Below are 22507 nucleotides of genomic sequence, written 5' to 3'. Positions count from 1 at the left end.
CCGTGGTGCGTGGCCCCACCCATCGGGGTGCAGGCTTACTTGACCTGCGCTTCGGTGTAGTAGCCGCTGCCGATCAGCACGCCATTCCAGTTGGAGGCATCCACCGCCACGGGCTTGAGCAGGTACGAGGGCACCACCTTCACGCCGTTGTTGTAGGTCTTGGTGTCGTTGATCTCGGGCTGCTTGCCCGTCAGCACCGCGTCCACCATGTTGGCCGCCACCTTGGCCAGCTCGCGGGTGTCCTTGAACACGGTGGAGTACTGCTCGCCCTTGAGGATGGACTTGATGGAGGGCACCTCAGCGTCTTGCCCGCTGACCACGGGGCAAGGCTGCTGGGCGGTGCAGTAGCCCACGCCCTTGAGGGACGACAGGATGCCGATGGAGATGCCGTCATAGGGCGACAGCACCGCGTGCACCTTGTCCTTGCCGTAGTAGGCCGAGAGCAGGTTGTCCATACGCGCTTGCGCCACGGCGCCGTCCCAGCGCAGCGTGCCCACCTTGTTCATGCCCAGCTGCTTGCTGCGCACCACCAGCTTGCCGCTGTCCAGGTAGGGCTGCAGCACGCTCATGGCGCCGTCATAGAAGAAGAAGGCGTTGTTGTCGTCGGGCGAGCCGCCAAACAGTTCGATGTTGAACGGGCCCTTGCCTTGCTTGAGGCCGAGCTTGTCCACCAACGATGTGGCCTGCAGCACGCCCACCTGGAAGTTGTCGAACGTGGCGTAGTAGTCCACGTTCTTCGATCCCTTGATGAGGCGGTCGTACGCGATGACCTTCACGCCTTTGTCGGCCGCGCTTTGCAGCACGCGCGACAGCGTGGTGCCGTCGATCGACGCAATCACCAGCACCTTGGCGCCCTTGGTGATCATGTTCTCGATCTGCGCCAGCTGGTTCGGAATGTCGTCTTCGGCGTATTGCAGATCGGTCTTGTAGCCGCGCTCCTTGAGCACCTTGACCATGTTGTCGCCATCAGCGATCCAGCGCGCAGACGACTTGGTGGGCATCGAAATCCCGATGCTGCCCTTGTCCTGGGCCGATGCCAGCGATGTGGCACCCACGGCGGCCAGTGCGACGGTTGCCAAGACGGCCTTGAAAATTGCTCGCTTCATTTGATTCTGTCTCCTAGTGTTGTTTTGATGGGCTGAGGCTCGGGTACGCCGGACCTTATGAAACTGTCGCTGCCCCAGGCGAGTGCCACCGCGCAAGGGCCGCCCCGCCGCGCTGGTGGCGTCCCCCTCAGGGGGAAGACGCCGCAGGCGGCTCAGGGGGAATCAGTACTTCCGCTTAGGGAACTCTTGTGCCGCGATTTCCATCGGGAAGATGCCTTCCTCGGTCACGATGCGCTTGGGTACGGGCTTGCCGGCCTTGATGTCTTTGACGGCGCTCATCAGCTGCGGGCCGAGCAGGGGGCTGCATTCCACCGACACATTCAGCTTGCCAGCCATCATGGCTTCAAAGGCGCCCTTGACGGCATCGATGGAGATGATGGTGATGTCCTTGGCGGGCTTCATGCCCGCTTCTTCGATGGCCTGGATGGCGCCAATGGCCATGTCGTCGTTGTGCGCGTACAGCACGTTGATCTTCTTGCCCTCGGCCTTGAGGAAGGCTTCCATCACCTCCTTGCCCTTGGCGCGGGTGAAGTCGCCGGTTTGCGAGCGCACCACCTTGAACTTGGGGTCGGCCTTGATGATTTCCTCAAAGCCCTTCTTGCGGTCGATGGCCGGGGCGGAGCCCACGGTGCCTTGCAGCTCGACGATGTTGACTTCGCCCTTTTGGTCCTTCATCTTTTCGACCAGCCAGCGGCCAGCCTTGCGGCCTTCCTCCACAAAGTCCGAGCCCATGAAGGTGACGTACAGCGAGGTGTCCTTGGTGTTCACGGCGCGGTCGGTCAGCACCACGGGGATCTTGGCGGCCTTGGCCTCGCGCAGCACGGGCTCCCAGCCCGATTCGACGACGGGCGAGAAGGCGATCACATCCACCTTCTGGGCAATGAAGGCGCGGATGGCCTTGATCTGGTTTTCCTGCTTTTGCTGCGCGTCCGAGAACTTAAGCTCAATGCCGGCTTCTTTGGCGGCAGACTTGATGGACTCGGTGTTGGCGGTGCGCCATTCGCTTTCGGCCCCGACCTGGCTGAACCCGAGAACCAGGGGCTTTTGGGCCCAGGCGGTGGGCGCCAGCAGCCCGGCGGCCGAGGCGCAGGCGATGGCGGACCCGAAGGTGCGGCGATTGATGGTCATGGTGTGTTGTCTCCTGTCTGTTGTTGCTATGGTTTGGGTGAGGGGGAACGCTGCAGGTGCGTTGCGTGGCGCCGCGTCTTTCAGACAGGAGCGGCGCTGTTGCGCACCGTAAATAGGGGGTGGGTTCAGGCCAGCATGTAACCGGTCTTGACGGTGGTGTAGAACTCGGCGGCGTAGCGGCCTTGTTCGCGGGGGCCGTAGCTCGATTCCTTGCGGCCACCAAACGGAACATGGAAGTCCACGCCCGCGGTGGGCAGGTTCACCATGGTCATGCCCACAGCGGCATGGCGCTTGAAGTGCATGGCGCGCTTGAGCGAAGTGGTGCAGATGCCTGCGCACAAGCCAAACGGGGTGTCGTTGGCCAACGCCAGCGCGTGGTCGTAGTCGTCGGCCTTGAGCACGCAGGCCACGGGGCCGAAGACCTCTTCGCGGGCAATGCGGTGCTCTGGCTGCGCCAGGAACAGCGCTGGACTCATGTAGTGCCCGGGCGTGGGGCGCTCCAACAGCTCGCCGCCCCACACATGCTCGGCGCCCTCGTTCCTGGCGATGTCGAGGTAGCTTTGGTTGTGTGCCAGCTGGTGGCTGTCCACCACAGGGCCCATTTCGGTGCCGCGCTCCAGCGCATGGCCGACCTTGAGGGTCGAGAGCCGTTGGCGCAGCCGCGCGACAAAGGCTTCGTGCACGGGGGCTTCCACGATCAGGCGGCTTGATGCGGTGCAGCGCTGCCCGGTGGAGTAGTACGAGCCTTGCAGTGCGCAATCAATGGCCTGCTCAAAGTCGGCATCGGCCAGCACCACCAGCGGGTTCTTGCCCCCCATCTCCAGCTGCACCTTGGCGCGGCGCAGCGTGGCCGAGCGCAGGATGCGCTCGCCCGTAGCGACCGATCCGGTGAAGCTCACCGCGTTGACCAGCGGGTGCTCCACCAGCGTTTGGCCCACTTCGCGGCCGCTGCCCATCACCATGTTGAACACGCCCGCAGGCAGCCCGCAGCGGTGGATGATTTCTGCCAGTGCCCAGCCGCAGGCCGACACCAGCTCGGCAGGTTTGAAGACCACGGTGTTGCCGTAGGCCAGGGCGGGCGCAATCTTCCAGGCCGGAATCGCCATGGGGAAGTTCCAGGGCGCGACGATGCCCACCACCCCCACAGGCTCGCGGGTCACATCCACCTGCACGCCCTGGCGCACTGATGCCATCAGCTCGCCCTGAATGCGCAGTGCCTCACCGGCAAAGAACTTGAAAATCTGCCCGGCGCGGGCCACCTCGGCCACAGCCTCGGGCAGTGTTTTGCCTTCCTCGCGGGCCAGCAGCGTGCCCAGCTCGTCTTTGCGGGCCAGCAGCTCGTTGCCCACTTGGTCGAGCACATCGGCGCGCCGCTGTGGGGTACTTTGGCTCCAGTAGGGCAGGGCGTCGGCTGCGGCGCGGATGGCTTGCTCGGTCTGGTTGCGGTCGGCGCGTGCGTACTCGGCTACCACTTCACGGGTGTCGGATGGGTTGGTGCTGACCCCCGTGGTGGTGCCAATCTCCCAGCGACCGTTGATGAGGTTTCTGGGGGTTTGCTGCATATCGCCGAGTCGCATGGAGACCTTTGCTATGGATGAGTGGCAAAGTCTAGGTTGTGTTTTGATATCAATCCAATCGTTTTTTAGGCAAAATAGATATCACTCTCTGCATTCTGGAAAACCCCATGAGCAACTACAACCACTGGTTCATCCGTGCCCGTTTGAAAACGCGGCAGCTGCTGTTGCTGGTGGCCTTGGCCGAGGAGGGCAACATCCACCGGGCCGCCCAGGTGCTCAGCATGACCCAGCCTGCGGCCTCCAAGCTGCTCAAGGACCTGGAGGATGTGCTGGAGGTGCCGCTGTTCGAGCGCTTGCCGCGCGGCATGCGCCCCACTTGGTACGGCGAGACCATGATCCGGTACGCGCGCATGGCATTGGCCAACCTGAACCAGGCGCACGATGAGCTGGTGGCGCTCAAGTCGGGCCATTTCGGGCAGGTGGGGGTGGGGGCCATCACCTCGCCCGCGCTGAGCCTGCTGCCCGCCGCGATTGCCCTGGTCAAGCAGGAGCACCCCAGCCTGCGCATCACGCTGGACATCGAAACCAGCCCGGTGCTGCTGGAGCGGCTGGACCAGGGCAAGCTGGACATCGTGATGGGACGGCTGTTTGCCGAGCACGACAAGGGCAATCTGCGCTACGAGCCTTTGACCGAGGAGATGGTCTGCGCGGTGGCCCGGCCAGGGCATCCGCTGTCGGGCATGACGGGGTTGACGCTGCGCGATGTGGTCTCGGCCGGCTGGATCGTGCCGCCTGCGGGCAGTGTGCTGCGCCATCGCTTTGACCTGATGTTCCAGCAAGACGGCCTTGCCCCGCCGACCAATACGGTGGAGACCTCGGCCTTGCTGTTCATCACGCGCATGCTGCAGCAAAGTGACATGGTGGCGGTGCTGGCGCTGGATGTGGCGCAGTACTACGCCTCGCATGGCATCGTGACGGTGTTGCCGTTGGCGATGCCGTGTCACATGGATGCGTTTGGCATCATCACCCGGGCCGATCGGTTGTTGTCGCCAGCGGCCAAGGTGATGATGAAGGCGATCAAGCAGACGAGTCTGGTGCAGTATGGGCGGCGGTTGGAGTTGGGGGATTGATGGTTTGGGGTGAAATGCGCTGCTAGAGCTTGTGGAATAAGCGCAAGCAGCTATTAAATTTGTAGTGATTGGGCGGGGTGTCTCGGGACATCTGTCCAGTTCGCCCTCCGTCCGTTCGGGCTGAGTCTGTCGAAGCCAGGGCGTGTGCGTTGATCGGACAGCATGCCTTTGCCCAGGGTGGGGGCCGGGTTGTCGCCCCGGCGGGCGACTCACTTTCTTTTGCTTCGCCAAAAGAAAGTAAGCAAAGAAAAGGCGACCCCAAGTCTGCGACCCCTTCGCTTTGCGAAGGGGCAAACCTGCGTCGTGGCGGTTGCGGGGTGCGCTGCGGAACTCACTGCGCGCCTGGGGCGCTCCGTTCAAACAGCCGCAGCGAGTCAGATGACGAAGCATGGGCGCTTCGACGCCCATGCCACCCCGCAACCGCCCCGACGCAGGCGCAGCCACAGGGGGTGGGCAGCCAAGGACATCCAAACATCCAGACGGGTCGTCGCTGTGCTCGACCCCACCTCGCGGGCGCAAGCGCTACGCGCTGCGCAGGCAGGGCCGAGCGAAGCAATGGCTCGAATGGATGTTGGTTGTCCCACCCCTCTGTATGCGCCGAGGAGCGCAGCGGCCAGCGGATCAGGGCTCGCGACTGTTTGAGCGCAGCGAGTTTGAGCGAGACCCCGCTGGACGCGAGCACCGCAGGTTGCCCCAGTGCGTAGCGCTGGGGACGCAGACAGTGGGGTCGCCTTCTTTTGCCTTCTTTTCTTGGCGACGCAAGAAAAGAAGGTGCCCCGCCGGGGGCACATCCCGGCACCCGCCCTCAAATCAAGCATGCCGTCCGATCAGCGCGCAAGCCCAGGCTTCGACGGGCTCAGCGCGAACGGGTGGGGTTGTGCTCCACGCAACCCTAAACGCCCCTGCGCAAGAATGCAGAATTGCTTTAAAAATGATAGCTGCCAGCGCTTTCTAAATAAGCGCTAGAGCCATTTTTGAATAAAAAAATCAAACCCACCCAGCATCCACCTTGAACTCCTGCGCCGTGCACATGGCCGCATCGTCCGATGCCAGAAACAACACCATGCGGGCGATGTCATGCGGCTGCAGCTTGTCGGGCAGACATTGGTTGCGCGCCAGTTCCTTCTCGCCCTCCGCATCCAGCCACAGCTTGATCTGGCGCTCCGTCATCACCCAGCCCGGCGACACCGTGTTGATGCGAATGCGGTCCTGCCCCAGCGTCTTGGCCAACCCCCGGGTGAGCCCGTTCACCGACGACTTGGCAATGGCATAGCACGGGTAGCCCGTGCCCTTGCCCTGCCAGCCGGTGGAGCCCAGGTTGATGATCGAGCCCGCCCCCAGCCGCCGCATGCCGGGGACCGCTGCCTGGATGGCGAAGAACGCGGGGCGCTCGTTGATGGCGATGCGCTCGTCGTAGTAATCGGGGGTCACCGACTCCAGGCTGTGCCGGTCGTCGCTGGCCACGTTGTTCACCAGGGCCGAGAAATCGCCCAGGGCCGCCGCTGCGTCGTGGATGGCCGCTTGCAGGGCTGCAATGTCCTTGACATCACAGGCACGCCACCAGGGCTTGGGCAGGCCTGCGTCGGCCAATTGCTGCACCAGCCGTTCACTGGCCTCCTGGGCCACGTCGATGAAGGCCACTTTGGCCCCTTGCTCTGCAAAGGCCGTCACGATGGCCGCCCCAATGCCACTGCCGCCGCCGGTGACGAAGACGCTGCGGCCATTCAGGCTGGGAAAACGTGCCATGGCAGGGGTGGATAGGGCAGGGGCAGAAGCGCTTGAAAAATTTGACATATCAATTTAAATATCAATCAATGAATAAAAATAAGTATTCAAGTATCAATTGACGTTGATAAGATGCCCGCCGTCAAGAGGCATCGCCCTGAGCGGCCCCTAAAACGGTTCAAAAAACACAACGGAGACCAACGTGGGCCTTTTGAAAATGCCGGGTGCGGCGGATGGGGTGGGCGCGGCGTGGGCCATGCCCCCTGTGGGCGCTGTGCGCTGCGTGCACGCCGCAGGGGCGGCCTTGGGTGAGGGCGTGCTGTGGTCGGTGCGCGAGCAGGCCCTGTACTGGGTCGACATCCTGGGGCGGCAGTTGCACCGCTGGCGCCTGGGCGATGGCGAACGGGCCCAGTGGACGTTTGACGAAGAGATCTCGGCCGTGGCGGAGCGCCGTGATGCCACCGGTTTGCTGGTCACCCTGCGCCGGGGCTTCGCCTGGTTTGACCCGGCCACGGGCGCCGCACCGCGCTATGTGCACCAGCCTGCCGAGCCATCTGGCAACCGCTTCAACGATGGCAAGTGCGATGCCCAGGGGCGTTTCTGGGGCGGCACCATGGACTTTGACTGCCAACAACCCACGGGCGCGCTGTATCGCTACGACCCCGACGGACAGTGCTCGCGGCACGACGAAGGCTTTGTCGTCACCAACGGCCCCACCTGGGCCGGGGCGGCGCAGGGTGGGCACCTGTACTTCAACGACACGGTGCAGGGCTGCGTGTACCGCTACGACTTCGATTCCGTGCGTGGCAGCGTGTCGAACAAGCAACTGTGGCTGCGCCTGGCCGAGGGCGATGGCGTACCCGATGGCATGACCACCGATGCCGAGGGCCGTGTGTGGATTGCGCACTGGGGCGGCGCCTGCGTCAGCTGCCACCACCCCGAAACAGCGCAAGAGCTGGGGCGTGTGCACCTGCCCACCAGCCATGTCACCAACTGCGCCTTTGGCGGCGCAGACCTGCAGACGCTGTTCATCTCCACCGCGCGCACGGGCCTGTCGCCGGAGCAACTGACCGCGCAGCCTTTGGCTGGGGGCCTGTTTGCCGTGGATGTGGGCAGCCCTGGCGTGCCTGCGCATTTGTTTGGTGGATAGGTGCAGGCCATGCGCAGTCCAGTCTGCGCTGCACCCGCTCTGAGTCATCCCTTGATCGAAAGACACAACCCCATGACCCCTGCATCCAACCCAGCCTTCCACCCCGTCGTCTGGCTGAGCCATGCCGACCAGCACCTGGGCCTGGTGCCCACCTTGGGCGGCAGCGTCGCTGCCTGGCAAATGGACCACGCTGCCAGCCCCGAGGGGCGGTTGAACCTTTGGCGCCCCTGGGATGGCGCTGCGGCAGACCTGTACCAGATGGCCTCGTTTGCGATGGTGCCCTGGTCCAACCGGATCAGCGGCGGTGGCTTTGCGCAGGGGGGGCAATTCCACCCCATGCAGCCCAACCGTGCGGGCGAGCCATATCCCATCCACGGCGATGGCTGGCTGCAGCCTTGGGATTGGCGCCAGGTGGGGGACGACACGCTGGAGATGTCGCTGCGCTCTGACCGCTTCCAGGGCAACCCTTATGACTACGAGGCAGTGCAGACCTTTCGCTTGGTGCCCGGCGGGCTGGACCAGCAGGTGCTGGTGCGCCACCGGGGTGCAGAGCCCATGCCCTATGGCCTGGGTTTGCACCCCTGGTTTTTGCGCACCCTGCGCACACGCATCAGCGCCCCGGTGGCCTCGGTGTGGCTGTGCGGAGATGACCCCATTCCTGTGCGCGAGACGGCAGACTTCCCGCCCGGTTGGGACTTGAATGCCGGCATCTCGGCCCACGGCGATCTGATTGACAACGCCTACACCGGCTGGGGCGGCACGGCGCAAATCGACTGGCCCGAGTGGGGCGTGCGGCTGCAGGCGCACATGCCGGACTTTGCACAAGACGGTGGGGCTGCGCAGCACTACTGCCTGATTTACCGGCCGCCGCAAGGCTCGGCGTTTTGCTTTGAGCCCATCACCCAGCCCATCGATGCCTTTCACCTGCCCGGCCAGCCAGGCCTGCGGGTGCTGGCCAAGGGGGAGGCGCTGCGCCTGAGCGTGCAATGGCGGTTTGGGCCGTTGGCCGCCGCATAGGCAGCAGGGGGCACCTGGCTTGCGTCAGCCGGTGACGCAGCGCACCTGCGCGCCTTCAAACTTGTAGCCCACGCCATAGATGGAGCCGATGAGCTCGGTGCCCGGTGTCACGGGCGCCAGCTTGCGCCGCAGGTTTTTGATGTGGCTGTCGATGGCCCGGTCGCTGATGGCGCGCTGGTCTTCATGCAGGCGGTCAATGAGCTGCGAGCGCGACAGCACCCGGCCTGGGGCCTGCGCCAGGGTGCACAGCAGGCGGAACTCCAGCGGCGTCAAATCCAGCGCCTGCCCCATCAGGGTGGCCTGGTAGCGGGCGGCGTCGATGACCAGCTCGCCCGCGCTGTCGCTGTGGGCCGGTGCCGATGCACCCGGCGGAGCCCGGCGCAGCAGTGCCTTGACGCGGGCCACCACCTCGCGGGGGCTGAAGGGCTTGCAGATGTAATCGTCTGCACCGGTCTCCAGGCCCATCAGCCGGTCCATCTCTTCGATCTTGGCCGTCACCATGATGATGGGCACATTGCTGAACTGGCGCACCTCCTGGCAAATGCCCAGCCCGTCGCGGCCGGGCAGCATCCAGTCGAGCAGCACCAGGTCGGGGCGCTGCTGGCGCAGCATGTGCAGGGCGGCATCGCCATCGCTGCAAATGCAGCTCAGGTAGCCTGCCGCCGCCAGGTAGTCGCTCAGCAACTGCGCCAGGCGCGGTTCGTCTTCGACGATCAGGATTTTTCCGCTGAGGTGGCCTGGCGTCATGAGAGTGTGGGTTGTGTCGGTGCGAGTGGCAGCTGGACTTGTATCCACAGGCCTCCCAAGGGCGACGGCATGGCGCGGATGCTGCCCGCATGCGCCAGCACAATGCTCTCGCAGATGGACAGGCCCAGGCCGCTGCCGCCGCTGCTGCGGCTGCGTGAGGACTCCACCCGGAAAAAGCGCTCAAACAGTTTGGGCAGCAGCGCAGCGTCCACCCCAGGGGCAGAGTCCTGGATGTCCAGCACGGCGTTGTCGCCCTCGCGCTGCAGGGTGATCTGCAAGCGGCCAGGCGCCTGGGTGTAGCGGGCAGCGTTGGACAGCAGGTTGTGGATCAACTGGCGCAGGCGACCTGGGTCGGCCTGCACCATGAGAGGGGAGGGTGCGGGGGGCGGCAGAACCAGCTCCAGCCCCAAGTCCTTGCACCGCGCCACAAAACCTTGGGCCTCGCGCTCCACCAGGGCGGCCAGGTCCAGCGGCTCTTTCTTGTATTGCAGGGCGCCCAGGTCGGCCATGGACAACTCGTGCAGGTCGTTCACCAGTTTGGACAGCGAATGCACTTCTTGCTGCAGCATCGCAAACGCCTGCGGTGTCGCAGGGTGGATGCCGTCTTCCATGGCTTCCAGCTCGCCCTGCAGCACGGCCAGCGGCGTGCGCAGCTCGTGCGAGATGTCGGCGATGTAGTTGCGGCGCAGCTGCTCGTTGCGCTCCAGGGTGAGCGCGAGCTGGTTGAAGTCTCGGGCCAGCTGGCCGATTTCGTCTTGGCGGTCGGTGTGGACCCGTGTGGTGTAGGCCCCAGCGGCCAGGCTGTGGGTGGCCTTGGCCACGGCGCGCACCGGGGCCATCAGCCGCCGGGCCGTCCACCAGGCCAGCGTGGCGGCCAGCAGCACAGCCAGCCCGCCGGTGGCCAGGCTGGCTTTGAGTTGATCGTCCAGAAAGCGCAGGGAGGCGGCGTCGGTCACGCTCTGCACCGGGGCCATCACCAGCCACCCCACAGTCTGGCCCTGCACGGTGATTTCCCGTTGCACGCTGTTGGCCAGGATGTGGGGAAAGCCGATGACATGCTGGCGCTGGCTGTCCAGCAAGGACATGCGCAGCCCCGCGCCGAGCAGGTCAGAGGCGATCAGCCCCTGGGTGGCATCGTCAACGTCCCACATTTGGCCCTTGTGCTTTTCTGCCCGGACCAGGCCAAACCAGACCGGCGGCTTGTGCCTCACAAACTCCCAGTCCTGGTGCTCTGCATAGGCTTCTTGCAGCCGGGGCAGCGATGCCTCCATGCGCAAGGTGGCTTGTTCATTGATGTAGCCAATGAAGCCCCGCTGAAAGCTGTACTGCGTGGTGGCGCCCAGCAGCAGCGTGACCAGCATGGCGATGGCCAGCATGGCAAGAAAAAGCTGAACGGTGATGCTGGTGCGTCGCATACGGGGCCCTGGGGAGGATGGCATTGTCCCCCAGCGGGTGCGTGGCGCAAAGCGCGGGCCCATTTGCCAGAGAGGCGGCCAGGGGCTCCAAATTTCCTCCACATTTGGGCGCGAGCATGGCGCCATCCCAATGTGAAGTGAGTGCGTTGCCATGCCCGTTTTGTCTGAATTGCGGTCTCTCAAAGACCGTTCGTTGTTGCCCTTTCGCGCATCCCTGGTGGGTTGCGCGTGCCTGGCCCTAGTGTTGGGGCTGGGCGGCTGTGTGGACCGGGCCGGTGCCGCGCCCGGCGAGACCAAGGCCATCGCCGTAGGGGTGGTGGTGCTGGCCCCCGAGAAGCTGGATGTGGACACCGAACTGCCTGCGCGCGTGGCATCGCCCCTGGTGGCAGAGATTCGCCCCCAGGTGGGCGGCATCATCAAGACCCGCCGCTTTGCGGAAGGGGCTCTGGTGAAGGCCGGGCAGGCGCTGTACCAGATCGACGCTGCCAGCTACCAAGCCGCCTACGCCAGTGCCCAGGCCAGCGTGGCTAAGGCAGAGGCCGTGGTGGATGCGAACAAGCTCACCGCCCAGCGGCAGGCGGCCTTGGCCGCCATCGAGGCCGTGAGCCAGCAAGAACACCAGGATGCGCAGGCGGCGCTCAAACAGTCGCAGGCCGAGCTGGCGGTGGCCCGTGCTGCGCAGGAGACGGCGCGCATCAACCTGTCGCGCACCACCATCGACAGCCCCATCTCGGGCCTGGTGGATGTGTCGACCGTGACGCCGGGTGCCCTGGTCACCGAGAACCAGACGACCGCACTCACCACCGTGCGCCAGATCGACCCCATCCAGGTGGACATCACCCAGTCCAGCGCCGAGCTGCTGCGCTGGAAGCGCGAACTGGCCGAGGGGCGCTTGCAGCGCGTGGGCAAGGACGATGTGCCCGTGAAGCTGCTGCTGGAGGATGGCAGCACCTATGCCCGCACTGGCAAGCTCAAGTTCAGCGGGGTGTCGGTGAACACGGGCACCGGCTCCATCACGCTGCGCGCCAGCTTTGACAACCCCGATGGCCTGTTGCTGCCCGGCATGTACGTGCGTGCCGTGGTGCAGGCAGCGGTGGCCCAGCAGGCGATCTTGGTGCCCCAGCAGGCGGTGAGCCGCACCAGCACGGGGTCGGCCTCGGTGCTGGTGGTGGACGAACACAACAAGGTGCAAAAGCGCGCCATCGTGGCCGACCGGCAAGTGGGCAATCGCTGGCTGGTCAGCGAGGGCCTGGCGGCGGGCGACAAGGTGGTGGTCGAGGGCTCGCAGAAGGTCAAGGCGGGTGAGGTGGTGCAAGCGCAGGTGGTGGCTGCGGCAGGTGCAGCGGCAAAAGTTGCGGCAAACGCAACAGCAACCGTGGCCGCGCGCTAAGAGGCTGAACCATGGCACGTTTTTTCATCAACCGCCCCATCTTCGCGTGGGTGCTTGCCATTGTGGTCATGCTGGCGGGGGCCTTGTCCATCACGTCCTTGCCGCTGGAGCAATACCCCGACATCGCTCCGCCCCGTGTGACGGTGAACGCCACCTACCCGGGGGCTTCGGCCAAGACGATTGAAGACTCGGTCACGCAGGTGATCGAGCAGAAAATGAAGGGGCTCGATGGCCTGCTGGCCATGTCTTCCAGCAGCTCATCGGCAGGCACGGCCAGCATCACCCTGAGCTTTGTGTCGGGCACCAACTCTGATGTGGCCCAGATGCAGGTGCAGAACAAGCTGCAGCAAGCCATGGCCCAGCTGCCGCAAACGGTGCAAAGCCAAGGGGTTACGGTCACCAAGACCGGCACGGACTTCCTGATGGTGATTGCCTTTGTATCGGGCGACGGCAGTGCCAGCGCGATTGACATTGGGGACTACATCTCCTCCAACCTGGTGGACATCATCAGCCGGGTGGACGGCGTGGGCGACATCCAGACCCTGGGCACAGGGCACGCCATGCGCATCTGGCTGGACCCTGCCAAGCTGGCCAGCTTTGCGCTGATGCCCTCGGACGTCAGCACCGCCATCACGGCGCAGAACGCCCAGGTGTCTGCAGGCCAGGTGGCCGGGCTGCCCGCCACAGCGGGGCAGCAACTCAATGTGACCATCACCGCCCGCAGCAAGCTGCAGACCGTGGCGCAGTTTGAGGAGATCGTGCTCAAGACGGGCAGTGATGCCAGCGTGGTGCGCCTGCGCGACGTGGCGCGGGTGGAGCTGGGAGGCGAGAGCTATTCCATCGCATCGCGCTACAAGGGGCAGCCTGCTGCGGCCATGGGGGTCAAGCTGGCGGCTGGGGCCAACGCCATTGGCGTGGCCAATGCCGTCAAGGCCAAGCTGGCCGAGCTGCAGCCCAGCTTCCCCTACCACCTGGAGCCGGTGATGTCTTACGACACCACGCCGTTCGTGAAGGTGTCGATCGAAGAGGTGGTGCTGACGCTGTTCGAGGCCATCGCGCTGGTGGTCTTGATCATGTATGTCTTCCTCCAGAACTGGAGGGCCACCCTGATTCCCGCCATTACGGTGCCGGTGGTGCTGCTTGGAACGTTTGGTGTGCTGTCGGCGTTTGGGTATTCGGTCAACAGCCTCACCATGTTTGGCATGGTGCTGGCCATCGGGCTGCTGGTAGACGATGCCATCGTGGTGGTGGAGAACGTCGAACGCATGATGACCGAAGAGCGGCTGGGGCCCAAGGAGGCCACGCAGCGGTCCATGCAGCAAATCTCGGGCGCCTTGGTGGGCATTGCCTTGGTGCTGTCGGCGGTGTTCATTCCCATGGCATTTTTTGGCGGATCAACCGGCGTGATCTACCGCCAGTTCTCCATCACCGTGGTGTCGTCAATGCTGCTGTCGGTGGCGGTGGCCATGAGCCTGACGCCCGCGCTGTGCGTGACCTTGCTCCAGCACGCCCCAGAGGGCGGGCACCACGCCGTGGCCCGCCGTGGGTGGCTTGGCAAGTTCTTCCAGGCGTTCAATCGCGGGTTTGAGCGGGGCAGTGCATCGGTGGAGTCCGTGACCGGCGGGCTGCTGCGTCGCAGCAAACGCATGATGGTGGTGTATGGCGCGCTGGTGGTGGCGATGGTGGCGCTGTACCACCAGTTGCCCACCTCGTTCTTGCCGGACGAAGACCAGGGCGTGCTGATGGCCGAGGTGCGCCTGCCCGCAGGGGCGACCGATGAGCGCCTGAAGGCCTCGCTGCAGGCGTTTGAGAACTGGCTGGGCCAGCAGGCGGATGTCGAGGGCTACACCATGATCACCGGGATCAGTGGCGACCAGGCCTCGGGCCGGGCGTTCATCCGACTCAAGGACTGGTCGGAGCGCAAGGGCGCGGGCCAGAGTGCTGCAGACATTGCCCGCCGCGCCAACCAGGAGCTGTCGAGCCTGCGCGATGCGCGCGTGTTTGTGATGCAGCCGCCCACCATCCGGGGGTTGGGCTCCAGCGGTGGCTTTGTGGTGCAGCTGCAAGACCGCAGCGGCCTGGGGCACGAAGCCCTGGCCAAGGCGCGGGACCAGTTCCTGGAGCTGGCGCGCAAGCGCCCCGAGTTGAGCCAGGTGCGCATCAGCGGGCTGGACGATGCCCCCCAGCTGGGCATCACCATCGATGACCGCAAGGCGGGCGCGCTGGGGCTGAGCACCAGCGATATCAACAGCACCTTGTCCACCGCGTTGGGCGGCACCTACGTGAACGACTTTGTGGACCAGGGCCGCGTCAAGAAGGTCTATGCCCAGGGCGATGCCGCCTTTCGCATGAACACCGACAGCATCATGCAGTGGTTTGTGCGCAATGCGCAGGGCGTGATGGTGCCGTTCTCGGCCTTTGCGCAAACCTCCTGGACCTATGGTGCACCCAAGCTGGAGCGCTACAACGGCATGGGTTCGTACGAGGTGGTGGGCGAGGCGGCCAAGGGCGTCAGCTCGGGCACGGCCATGGCCGCGGTGGAGGAAGTGATTCGGCAACTGCCCCCAGGCATTGGCTACGAATGGTCAGGGCAGTCGTACCAGGAGCGGCTCTCGGGCTCGCAAGCTCCGGCGCTGTATGCGCTGTCGGTGCTGTTTGTGTTTTTGTGCCTGGCAGCGCTGTACGAGAGCTGGTCGGTGCCGTTCTCGGTGATGCTGGTGGTGCCCCTGGGGGTGATTGGGGCGCTGGTGTTCACCTCGCTGGCTTCGTTGACCAACGACGTGTACTTTCAAGTGGGCTTGCTCACCACCGTGGGGTTGGCGGCCAAGAACGCGATCTTGATCGTGGAGTTTGCCAAGCACCTGCAGGAGCAGGGCGTGGGCTTGGTCGATGCCACTTTGCAGGCCGTGCGCCAGCGCCTGCGGCCGATTTTGATGACCTCTCTGGCCTTCATGTTTGGCGTGCTGCCCCTGGCGCTGGCCAGCGGTGCGGGGGCGGGCAGCCGACGGGCCATTGGCACGGGCGTGCTGGGCGGCATGGCCAGCGCCACGGTGCTGGGCATCTTCTTTGTCCCGGTGTTCTTTGTGTTGATTCGCGGTATGTTGGCCCGCAAAGGGGCTGCCCCTGACCAGGCACCTATCGCAGTGAAGGAGGCCGCATGATGAAGCACCACAAAGCCTTGTCCCTCTTGGCCTGCTGTGCGGTGCCGTTCTTTGCCGGGTGCGCCAATCTGGCGCCGGACTATGTTCAGCCGCCAGCCCCTGTGGCCGCGCAATGGCCGCAGGAGCTGGGCGTCAAGGCCTCTGCGGCGAGGGAGACCGCAGCGGCACCTGCTGTGGAATGGACAGACCTGCTGGCCCTGCAGCCGCTGCGTGACACCGTCACACTGGCGCTGCAGAACAGCCGCGATGTGCGGCTGGCGGTGCTGGCGATCGAGAAGGCCCGCGCCACCTACAACATCCAGGAGGCCGCGACATGGCCCACGCTCAACGGCACAGCATCCATGAGCGCTGCGCGCACACCGGGCCAGGCCAGTGCCTCGGGCGTGTCCAGCACCTCGCGCAGCTACAGCGTGGGGGTGGGCACCTCGGCCTATGAGGTGGATGTGTTTGGCCGCGTGCGCAATCTGCAAGAGGCGGCGCTGCAGAACTTCCTGAGCACCGAGCAGACCCAGCGCAGCGTGCAGCTCTCGCTGGTGGCCGAGGTCACGACGGCCTGGCTGACCATGGCGGCAGACCGCTCGTTGCTGGTGCTGGCGCAGGACACCCTGCGCAGCCAGCAAGCCACCTTTGACCTGGTGGCCAAGCGCCAGCAACTGGGTGCGGATTCGAGCCTGACGCTGGCACAGGCGCAAACCACGGTGGACAGCGCCCGCCGCGATGTGGCTGCGTATGAAAGCCAGGTGCGCCAGGACAAGTACGCGCTGGAGCTCTTGGTGGGCACGGCGGTGCCTGAGCATCTGCTCCCCACCGGGGCGGTGGACCTGGCCTCTGGCGCTGTGGTGCTGGGCGTGCCTGCGGGCGTGCCCTCGTCGGTGTTGCAGCGCCGCCCGGATGTGCTGGCGGCCGAGCATGTGCTCAAGGCCAGCAATGCCGACATTGGCGCAGCCCGTGCGGCCTTGTTCCCCCGCATCAGCCTCACCTCTTCGGTGGGCACAGCCAGCCGCAGCCTCTCCAACCTGTTCCAGGGCGGAGCCTGGAGCTTTGTGCCGTCGCTGACCATCCCGCTGCTGGACGGAGGGGCGTCGCGTGCGGAACTGCGGGTGGCCGAGGTCAGCCGCGACATCCAGGTGGCGACCTATGAAAAGACCGTGCAGACTGCCTTTACCGAGGTAGCGGATGCGCTGGCGGTTCGCGCGTCCCTGGCCGAGCGGCTGTCGGCGCAGAACTCGCTGGTGGGGGCTTGGCAGCGCAGCCTGACACTTTCGCAGGCGCGCTACCAATATGGCTCCTACAGCTATCTGAATGTGCTGGACGCACAGCGGTCGCTGTACACGGCGCAGCAAGCGCGCATCAGCCTGCAACTGGCCGACCTGGTCAACCGCATGACGCTGTTCAAGGCCTTGGGTGGCAGCTGGGCGGCGCAAGAGCAGAGCGCCGGGGAATGACCCTGCAGCCCGTTGCACACACAAAAAAGCCGGTGGGCCAGAACACGCTGGCACACCGGCTGGGCTGACCGGGTTGGGTCTGTCGATCAGGTCACTGGGGCCGGGTTGAACAAGACCAGTGCGTTGTGCAGCTTCCACTGCTCGGCCCAGGTCTTCTTGCGGCCACTGGCCACGTCCAGCATCAGGTGGAACAGCTCCCAGCCCACCTGCTCGATGGTGGCGGAGCCTTCGGCAATGGTGCCCGCGTTCACGTCCATCAGGTCGTGCCAGCGCCGCGCCAGGTCACTGCGGGTGGCCACTTTGATGACGGGGCACTCGGCCAGGCCGTAGGGCGTTCCGCGCCCGGTGGTGAACACGTGCAGGTTCATGCCTGCGGCCAGCTGCAGCGTGCCGCAAATGAAGTCACTGGCCGGTGTGGCCGCGTAGGTCAGGCCCTTGGCTTGAAGCTTTTCGCCCGGGGCCAGCACATTGGCGATGGGCGCCGAGCCGGACTTGACGATGGAGCCCATGGCCTTTTCCACGATGTTGGACAGGCCGCCCTTTTTGTTGCCTGGCGTGGTGTTGGCACTGCGGTCCACACTGCCACGCTGCAGGTAGGCGTCGTACCAGGCCATCTCGCGCACCATGGCCTGGGCCACCTCGGGGGTGGTGGCACGGGCGGTGAGTTGGGCAATGCCGTCGCGCACCTCGGTGGTTTCAGAGAACATCACGCTGGCGCCGGCGCGCACCAGCAGGTCGGTGCAAAAGCCCACGGCCGGGTTGGCTGTGACGCCCGAGAACGCATCGCTGCCGCCGCACTGCACACCCACCACCAGCTCGCTGGCAGGCACGGTTTCGCGGCGGCGGGCATTCAGGCGCCGCAGGTGGGCTTCGGCCTGGCGCATGATGGATTCCACCATCGACATGAAGCCCACATGGGCCTCGTCTTGCAGGCACACCACGTCCAGTGCGGCAGGGGTGTTGCTGCGCTCATCCACCAAGGGAATCGAGCCTGGGGGCAGCAGGCGCTCGGGCTGCAGCTTTTCACAGCCCAGGCTCACCACCATGACCTCGCCGCCAAAGTTGGGGTTGGAGCTGATGTTGCGCAGGGTGCGGATCGGGATCACAGCGTCGGGCGCATCAATGGCCACACCGCAGCCGTAGCCGTGCTCCAGTGCCACCACATCGTCCACATTCGGGTACTTGGGCAGCAGTTCTGATTTGATGCGCTGCACGGCAAAGTCCGTTACGCCCGCCACGCACTGCACGGTCTGGGTGATGGCCAGAATGTTGCGCGTTCCCACCGATCCATCGGCGTTGCGGTAGCCCTCGAAGGTGAAGCCCTCCAGTGCGGGCTGCATGACGCCCCGGGTGGTCGCCATGGGCAAGGCGTCCAGCTCACGTGCCTCGGGCATTTTCAGCAGGCGCTCGTGCACCCAGCTGCCTGCGGCGATGGCATCGATGGCGTAGCCGATGGGAACACCGTAGCGCAGCACGGCCCCGCCAGCGGGCAGGTCCACCAGCGCTACCTTGTGCCCTTGGGGCACCTTGTCACGCAAGGTCAGGCCTTCAGGCAGCGTAGTGCCGGCAGGCAGGCCGCCATCGTTGGCCACGATGGCAACGTTGTCGCTCTCATGCATCCGGATGGTCAGGGGCTTCAGTGTCTCTGAGAGTGGGGTTTCGGACATCCATGTCTCCTATGATCGGTCGCTTCGCGTGCAGCCTGTGGTCTTGCATCACGGGTTTGGTAGCGGTACCATTTTAAACCACCAATGACAGAAAAAGACAACCCCAAGCGTTCCCGCCGCAGCAGCGGGGCCATCACCCTGCGTGACGTGGCCAAGCTGGCGGGGGTGGCGCCCATCACCGCATCGCGCGTGCTCAACACGCCAGACCAGGTGTCTGAAGAGGTGCGCCAGCGCGTGCTCGAAGCTGTGCAGCGCACGGGTTACGTGCCCAACCGCATGGCCGGTGGGCTGGCCTCGGCCCGCAGCCGCCTGATCGCGGCCGTGGTGCCCAGCACGGTGATGTCGGTGTTCATGGAAACCATCGAGTCCCTCAACAGCACCCTGTTCGATGCGGGCTACCAGCTCATGCTGGGCCAGTCGGGGTACTCTGCCGCGCGGGAGGAGTTGCTGCTGGAGGCCATCATCGGCCGCCGCCCCGATGGCATTTTTCTCACCGGCATCATGGGTGCGGGCAAGGGGCGCACGCGGTTGGTGGCGTCGGGCATTCCGGTGGTCGAGACCTGGGACCTCACCCCCACCCCCATCGACATGCTGGTGGGTTTTTCGCATCTGGACATTGGCCGGGCCGTGGCGCGCTTCTTCATGGAGCGGGGGCGCAAGCGCTTCGCGCTGGTGACTGCCGACGATGAGCGGGCAGGGCGCCGTGCCGCCGCGTTTTCAGAGGCCGTGGTGCAGGCGGGACTGCCGCCGGTCACCACCATCAGTGTGGGGGCGCAGCGTTCACTGCGCAGTGGCCGCGATGCCCTGGGGCGCCTGCTGCAGCAATGCCCTGAGGTGGATGCCGTGTTCTGCAGCTCCGACCTGCTGGCCCTGGGGGTGGTCACGGAAGCCCGCGCCCGCCAGTTGTCTGTGCCCGGTCAGTTGGCCATCATGGGCTTTGGCGATGTGCCTTTCGTGGCCGACCTGCTGCCCGCACTGAGCACGGTGCATATCAATGGCGCGCACATTGGTCATCTGGCGGCACGCTACCTGATCGACTGCGCCGAAGGGCGTTCGGTGGATCGCCGGGTGGTCGAGGTGGACTTTTCCATCGTGGAGCGCGATACCACCTGAGTGCCTTTTGGGGCCATTTGCAAGGCGGGCTCGCAGGTTTGCGGCTTGTGTCGTCGCGCGCTATGGATGGTCCAAATTTCAGGGAAAACCCTCATTAAACCCTCGTTGACGACCCAATTTGGTACCGCTACCATTTGCGCATTGAAGATTTGGTAGCGGTACCAAATTTGGGCTTTGAGAAAAGGTGCGCCATGAATCGGCAAGCACCCAGGGCCTGGATGCAGGGCCGCATCTACCGTAGCGCCCGCATGCTGTTGATGTGAAGGGTGCGCGGCCCACACCTCTTTCCAAAACCTGTAGGAGACAACCATGAAGAAACTGCTCTGCACTCTGGCTGCGGCCCTCACCATGGGGTCGGCGTTTGCCTGGCCCGACAAGCCTGTCACCTTGGTCGTGCCGTTCCCACCTGGTGGCTCCACCGACCTGATCGCCCGCACCCTGATTCCCAAGCTGCAAGACAAGCTGGGTGGCACATTCATTGTGGACAACAAGGCTGGCGCGACAGGCACGATTGGTGCAGGCGCCGTGGCACGCGCCCCGGCGGACGGGCACACGCTGCTGGTTTCTTCGTTGGGCCCTTTTGTGATTGCGCCGCACCTGCTGACCAAGGTGCCCTACGACGCCCTCAAGGACTTTGACTACCTTACCGTGGCGGTGCAGGCCCCCAACGTGCTGGTGGTGCCCGCATCCTCGGCCCACAAGTCCCTGGCCGATGTGATTGCCTTTCAGAAAGCCAACCCCAACAAGATGACCTTTGCCTCCTCGGGCAACGGCAGCAGCGACCACCTCACGGCCGAGCTGTTCTGGCTGCAGACCCACACCAGCGGCATCCACGTGCCCTACCGTGGTGGCGGCCCCGTGATGACTGACCTGTTGGGTGCGCAAGTGGATGCGTCCTTCATGAACATCAACACCGCCATGCCGCAGATCCAGGCGGGCAAGCTCAAGGCGCTGGCCATCACCAGCGCCAAGCGCTCCCCTCTACTGCCCAACGTGCAGACGCTGGAAGAAGCGGGCATCAAAGACGCCAACGTGTACTCTTGGCAAGCGATTGCGGCCCCCCGTGGCCTGCCCGCAGACATCAAGGCCAAGCTCAACGCTGCCATTGTTGCGGGGCTGAATGACCCCCAGGTCAAGCCCAAGCTGCTGGAGCTGGGCTTTGAAATCGTGGGCAACACGCCCGAGCAATTCGCCGCCTTCCAGGCCGCAGAGTTTGCGCGCTGGAAGAACCTGATCGCCGCACGCAACATCAAGGCCGATTGATGCCTGCGCAGCCGCTGCCTCTTGGGGCCGCGGCTGCGTTTTTGCACCGGCGCCGTCTTTGTGTGCGCCCACGCCAGCCAAGCTCTTTTCATCTCTGAACCTATGTCCAACGCATCTACCCCCCTTGTTACCGAACTCCGTGTGATTCCTGTGGCTGGCCGCGACAGCATGCTGCTGAACCTCAGCGGTGCGCATGCCCCGTTTTTCACGCGCAACATCCTGGTTCTCACGGACAGCTCGGGCCACACCGGGGTGGGTGAGGTGCCTGGTGGCGAGAAGATTCGCCAAACCCTGGAGGACGCCCGCGCCCTGGTGGTGGGGCAGCCCATTGGTTCCTACCAAAGCGTGTTGCAGCGCGTGCAGCAGAGCTTTGCCGACCGCGATGCCGGTGGCCGTGGCTTGCAGACCTTTGACTTGCGCACCACCATCCACGCTGTGACGGCGGTGGAATCGGCCCTGCTGGACTTGCTGGGTCAGCACCTGGAGGTGCCGGTGGCTGCCCTGTTGGGCGAGGGTCAGCAGCGCACCTCGGTGGAAATGCTGGGGTACCTGTTCTATGTGGGCGACCGCGCACTGACCGATTTGCCCTACGCCACAGACCCAGGGGCCGAGAATGACTGGTTCCGCCTGCGCCACGAAAAGGCGATGAACGCCCAGGCCATCGTGCGCCTGGCCGAGGCGGCCCGCGAGCGCTATGGCTTCAACGACTTCAAGCTCAAGGGCGGCGTGCTGCGCGGCGACGAAGAGGTGGAGGCCGTGACAGCGCTGCACGAGCGCTTCCCCGATGCCCGTGTGACGCTGGACCCCAATGGCGGCTGGCTGCTCAGGGACGCGATCCGCCTGGGCCAGAAAATGCGCGGTGTGGTGGCCTATGCCGAAGACCCCTGCGGCGCCGAAGACGGCTTCAGCGGCCGTGAAGTGATGGCCGAGTTTCGCCGAGCCACCGGCCTGCCCACGGCCACCAACATGGTGGCCACCGACTGGCGCCAGTTCACCCACGCGCTGTCGCTGCAGAGCGTGGACATCCCGTTGGCCGATCCGCATTTCTGGACCATGGCGGGCTCTGTGCGCGTGGCGCAGACCTGCCGCGACTGGGGTCTGACCTGGGGTTCGCACTCCAACAACCATTTCGACATTTCGCTGGCCATGTTCACCCATGTGGGTGCCGCAGCGCCGGGCCGCGTCACGGCCATCGACACCCACTGGATCTGGCAAGACGGCCAACGCCTGACAAAGGACCCACTGCAGATCGTGGGCGGCCACGTGCAAGTGCCCCAGAAGCCGGGCCTGGGCGTGGAGCTGGACATGGTCGAAGTGGAAAAGGCCCACCAGCTGTACCTGCAGCATGGCCTGGGTGCGCGCGACGATGCCATCGCCATGCAGTACCTGATCCCGGGCTGGAAGTTCAACCACAAGATGCCCTGCATGGTGCGTTGATGTGGCCTGTGCGAAGCGGCCCCCGGGTCCTTCGCATGACGTGAATCGCTGTCGGCTGCTACCGGCAGCAGGTGTGGGAATCCAGCCTGCACACCA

16 protein-coding genes are annotated in these 22507 nt (G+C 65.0%); 9 read left to right on the top strand and 7 right to left on the bottom strand.

Annotation, left to right across the window (positions count from 1 at the left end):
• Positions 1 to 35: 35 nt before the first annotated feature.
• The 3 genes from chvE to CLU86_RS13635 all read right to left on the bottom strand — a co-directional run bounded on the left by chvE (position 36) and on the right by CLU86_RS13635 (position 3811).
• On the bottom strand, positions 36 to 1106 hold the full coding sequence (chvE, locus tag CLU86_RS13645) for a multiple monosaccharide ABC transporter substrate-binding protein (RefSeq protein ID WP_099656561.1): 1071 nt from the start codon (positions 1104 to 1106) through the stop codon (positions 36 to 38).
• A gap of 162 nt (positions 1107 to 1268) precedes the next feature.
• Positions 1269 to 2234 carry an ABC transporter substrate-binding protein gene (locus CLU86_RS13640; protein WP_099741981.1) on the bottom strand — a complete coding sequence of 322 codons (966 nt, stop codon included), beginning with the start codon at positions 2232 to 2234 and terminating at the stop codon, positions 1269 to 1271.
• A 125-nt stretch (positions 2235 to 2359) separates the two neighbouring features.
• Positions 2360 to 3811 carry an aldehyde dehydrogenase family protein gene (locus tag CLU86_RS13635; protein WP_099741980.1) on the bottom strand — a complete coding sequence of 484 codons (1452 nt, stop codon included), beginning with the start codon at positions 3809 to 3811 and terminating at the stop codon, positions 2360 to 2362.
• Between the two features lie 107 nt (positions 3812 to 3918).
• On the opposite strand from CLU86_RS13635, the gene CLU86_RS13630 reads away from it, so the two are divergent.
• Complete coding sequence (locus tag CLU86_RS13630) at positions 3919 to 4881, top strand: LysR family transcriptional regulator (RefSeq protein ID WP_099656558.1); 963 nt, start codon at positions 3919 to 3921, stop codon at positions 4879 to 4881.
• Positions 4882 to 5868: 987 nt separating this feature from the next.
• On the opposite strand, the gene CLU86_RS13620 is transcribed toward CLU86_RS13630, so the two are convergent.
• The gene (locus CLU86_RS13620; RefSeq protein WP_233194999.1) at positions 5869 to 6627 is read right to left on the bottom strand and encodes an SDR family NAD(P)-dependent oxidoreductase; all 759 of its coding nucleotides are present in this window, start codon (positions 6625 to 6627) and stop codon (positions 5869 to 5871) included.
• A gap of 235 nt (positions 6628 to 6862) precedes the next feature.
• Between CLU86_RS13620 and CLU86_RS13615 the strand changes: the two genes are divergently transcribed.
• Complete coding sequence (locus CLU86_RS13615; protein WP_233195283.1) at positions 6863 to 7756, top strand: SMP-30/gluconolactonase/LRE family protein; 894 nt, start codon at positions 6863 to 6865, stop codon at positions 7754 to 7756.
• Positions 7757 to 7828: 72 nt separating this feature from the next.
• Positions 7829 to 8773, top strand: coding sequence for an aldose 1-epimerase (locus tag CLU86_RS13610; RefSeq protein ID WP_099741976.1), 945 nt, complete (start codon positions 7829 to 7831; stop codon positions 8771 to 8773).
• A gap of 24 nt (positions 8774 to 8797) precedes the next feature.
• Here CLU86_RS13610 and CLU86_RS13605 read toward each other — a convergent pair whose 3' ends face one another.
• Together CLU86_RS13605 and CLU86_RS13600 are read right to left on the bottom strand one after the other, a co-directional pair.
• Positions 8798 to 9520 (bottom strand): response regulator, encoded by a 723-nt coding sequence (locus tag CLU86_RS13605; RefSeq protein ID WP_099741975.1) that lies wholly within the window; start codon positions 9518 to 9520, stop codon positions 8798 to 8800.
• Positions 9517 to 10935 (bottom strand): ATP-binding protein, encoded by a 1419-nt coding sequence (locus CLU86_RS13600; RefSeq protein ID WP_099741974.1) that lies wholly within the window; start codon positions 10933 to 10935, stop codon positions 9517 to 9519. The genes CLU86_RS13605 and CLU86_RS13600 overlap by 4 nt, the downstream gene beginning before the upstream one ends.
• 151 nt (positions 10936 to 11086) lie before the next feature.
• Between CLU86_RS13600 and CLU86_RS13595 the strand changes: the two genes are divergently transcribed.
• The 3 genes from CLU86_RS13595 to CLU86_RS13585 are packed head-to-tail and all read left to right on the top strand — an operon-like array spanning position 11087 to position 16931.
• Positions 11087 to 12325: an efflux RND transporter periplasmic adaptor subunit gene (locus tag CLU86_RS13595; RefSeq protein WP_099741973.1), complete on the top strand. Its 1239-nt coding sequence runs from the start codon at positions 11087 to 11089 to the stop codon at positions 12323 to 12325.
• A gap of 11 nt (positions 12326 to 12336) precedes the next feature.
• Positions 12337 to 15486: an efflux RND transporter permease subunit gene (locus CLU86_RS13590; protein ID WP_099741972.1), complete on the top strand. Its 3150-nt coding sequence runs from the start codon at positions 12337 to 12339 to the stop codon at positions 15484 to 15486.
• On the top strand, positions 15486 to 16931 hold the full coding sequence (locus tag CLU86_RS13585; protein ID WP_099741971.1) for an efflux transporter outer membrane subunit: 1446 nt from the start codon (positions 15486 to 15488) through the stop codon (positions 16929 to 16931). Before CLU86_RS13590 ends, CLU86_RS13585 begins: the two co-directional genes overlap by 1 nt.
• 86 nt (positions 16932 to 17017) lie before the next feature.
• Here CLU86_RS13585 and garD read toward each other — a convergent pair whose 3' ends face one another.
• Entirely contained in the window at positions 17018 to 18598 is a 1581-nt protein-coding gene (garD, locus tag CLU86_RS13580) for a galactarate dehydratase (protein WP_099656554.1), read from the bottom strand.
• Positions 18599 to 18682: 84 nt separating this feature from the next.
• On the opposite strand from garD, the gene CLU86_RS13575 reads away from it, so the two are divergent.
• The 3 genes from CLU86_RS13575 (at position 18683) to gudD (ending at position 22411) form a co-directional block, all read left to right on the top strand.
• Positions 18683 to 19711, top strand: coding sequence for a LacI family DNA-binding transcriptional regulator (locus CLU86_RS13575; RefSeq protein WP_099656553.1), 1029 nt, complete (start codon positions 18683 to 18685; stop codon positions 19709 to 19711).
• A 309-nt stretch (positions 19712 to 20020) separates the two neighbouring features.
• Positions 20021 to 20974: a tripartite tricarboxylate transporter substrate binding protein gene (locus CLU86_RS13570; RefSeq protein WP_099741970.1), complete on the top strand. Its 954-nt coding sequence runs from the start codon at positions 20021 to 20023 to the stop codon at positions 20972 to 20974.
• Positions 20975 to 21076: 102 nt separating this feature from the next.
• Positions 21077 to 22411, top strand: a complete 1335-nt coding sequence (gene gudD, locus CLU86_RS13565) for a glucarate dehydratase (protein ID WP_099741969.1) — start codon at positions 21077 to 21079, stop codon at positions 22409 to 22411.
• Positions 22412 to 22507 lie beyond the last annotated feature (96 nt).

It is taken from the genome of Acidovorax sp. 62 (genome assembly GCF_002754495.1).
GTDB lineage: Bacteria > Pseudomonadota > Gammaproteobacteria > Burkholderiales > Burkholderiaceae_C > Acidovorax.
This window is presented reverse-complemented; position numbering and strand designations above follow the sequence as displayed.

Coding starts and splice junctions, on each gene's coding strand:
- chvE (WP_099656561.1), bottom strand. CDS start 1,106: ATGAAGCGAGCAATTTTCAAGGCCGTCTTGGCAACCGTCGCACTGGCC.
- CLU86_RS13640 (WP_099741981.1), bottom strand. CDS start 2,234: ATGACCATCAATCGCCGCACCTTCGGGTCCGCCATCGCCTGCGCCTCG.
- CLU86_RS13635 (WP_099741980.1), bottom strand. CDS start 3,811: ATGCGACTCGGCGATATGCAGCAAACCCCCAGAAACCTCATCAACGGT.
- CLU86_RS13630 (WP_099656558.1), top strand. CDS start 3,919: ATGAGCAACTACAACCACTGGTTCATCCGTGCCCGTTTGAAAACGCGG.
- CLU86_RS13620 (WP_233194999.1), bottom strand. CDS start 6,627: ATGGCACGTTTTCCCAGCCTGAATGGCCGCAGCGTCTTCGTCACCGGC.
- CLU86_RS13615 (WP_233195283.1), top strand. CDS start 6,863: ATGCCCCCTGTGGGCGCTGTGCGCTGCGTGCACGCCGCAGGGGCGGCC.
- CLU86_RS13610 (WP_099741976.1), top strand. CDS start 7,829: ATGACCCCTGCATCCAACCCAGCCTTCCACCCCGTCGTCTGGCTGAGC.
- CLU86_RS13605 (WP_099741975.1), bottom strand. CDS start 9,520: ATGACGCCAGGCCACCTCAGCGGAAAAATCCTGATCGTCGAAGACGAA.
- CLU86_RS13600 (WP_099741974.1), bottom strand. CDS start 10,935: ATGCGACGCACCAGCATCACCGTTCAGCTTTTTCTTGCCATGCTGGCC.
- CLU86_RS13595 (WP_099741973.1), top strand. CDS start 11,087: ATGCCCGTTTTGTCTGAATTGCGGTCTCTCAAAGACCGTTCGTTGTTG.
- CLU86_RS13590 (WP_099741972.1), top strand. CDS start 12,337: ATGGCACGTTTTTTCATCAACCGCCCCATCTTCGCGTGGGTGCTTGCC.
- CLU86_RS13585 (WP_099741971.1), top strand. CDS start 15,486: ATGAAGCACCACAAAGCCTTGTCCCTCTTGGCCTGCTGTGCGGTGCCG.
- garD (WP_099656554.1), bottom strand. CDS start 18,598: ATGTCCGAAACCCCACTCTCAGAGACACTGAAGCCCCTGACCATCCGG.
- CLU86_RS13575 (WP_099656553.1), top strand. CDS start 18,683: ATGACAGAAAAAGACAACCCCAAGCGTTCCCGCCGCAGCAGCGGGGCC.
- CLU86_RS13570 (WP_099741970.1), top strand. CDS start 20,021: ATGAAGAAACTGCTCTGCACTCTGGCTGCGGCCCTCACCATGGGGTCG.
- gudD (WP_099741969.1), top strand. CDS start 21,077: ATGTCCAACGCATCTACCCCCCTTGTTACCGAACTCCGTGTGATTCCT.